The sequence below is a fragment of the Mesorhizobium sp. M7A.F.Ca.CA.004.04.2.1 genome, from assembly GCF_004022825.1.
Classification (GTDB): Bacteria; Pseudomonadota; Alphaproteobacteria; order Rhizobiales; family Rhizobiaceae; genus Mesorhizobium.
Window position 1 is genome coordinate 1 of the sequence record NZ_RZPH01001587.1, and the last position, 748, is coordinate 748.

The 748-nt window shown below is 64.8% G+C and carries 1 protein-coding gene; it reads right to left on the bottom strand.

The features are described from left to right. Positions 1-121: 121 nt before the first annotated feature. Positions 122-748 (bottom strand): cell division protein FtsA (locus EN893_RS36315; RefSeq protein ID WP_164901511.1); only part of this gene is annotated, 627 nt, incomplete at its 5' end.

Genomic DNA, 748 nt, shown 5'->3' on the forward strand with positions numbered 1-748 from the left:
GTGATGCGCGGCTTAAGCTCGGTGATGTCCGGCTTTTGCAGATTGATGGTCATTGTCTCCGTCCTTTGCCTTTCACGCCGCTTCGCCGCCGCGGCCGCCTATGGGGCTGTCCCCGTCAATTTTAGAAACTGTCTCTCAACCACTGACTCATGCGATGCAGTTTTCCGCCCGTTCCGGTCATTTTGAGACCGGAAATTCCTTTCGCCGGATGGCTCTCGAAGCTCGCCATCTGCGGATAGATCAGAAGCCCCACCGCAGCCGAGAAGGCCGGCCCCTTCGCCGCTTCCGGCAGACCGGCCACGCCGAGCGGGCGGCCGATGCGCACATTGCGTCCCAGGATGCGGCGCGCCGCCTCCGGCAGGCCGGCAAGCTGGCTGGCGCCACCGGTAAGAACCACACGCTTGCCCACTGCATTGCCATAGCCGGACTTGTTCAGCCGGTCGCGCAGCAGTTCGAGCGTCTCGTCGATGCGGGCGCGCACGATGCGCGTCATCACCGAGCGCGGGATCTGCAAGGGCACGTCACCGTCGTCGCCGATCGGCTGGATCGAGACCAGGTCGCGGTCGTCGGCGCTGCCCGGCAGTGCCGAGCCATGCATCACCTTCAGCCGTTCGGCGGCATCGAGCGAGGTCGACAGCCCCTTGGCCATGTCCATCGTGACGTGGTTGCCGCCGATGGCGATGGCGTCGCCATGGACGAACTTGCCTTCCGAAAACACCGAGATCGTCGTCGTGCCGCCGCCCATGTC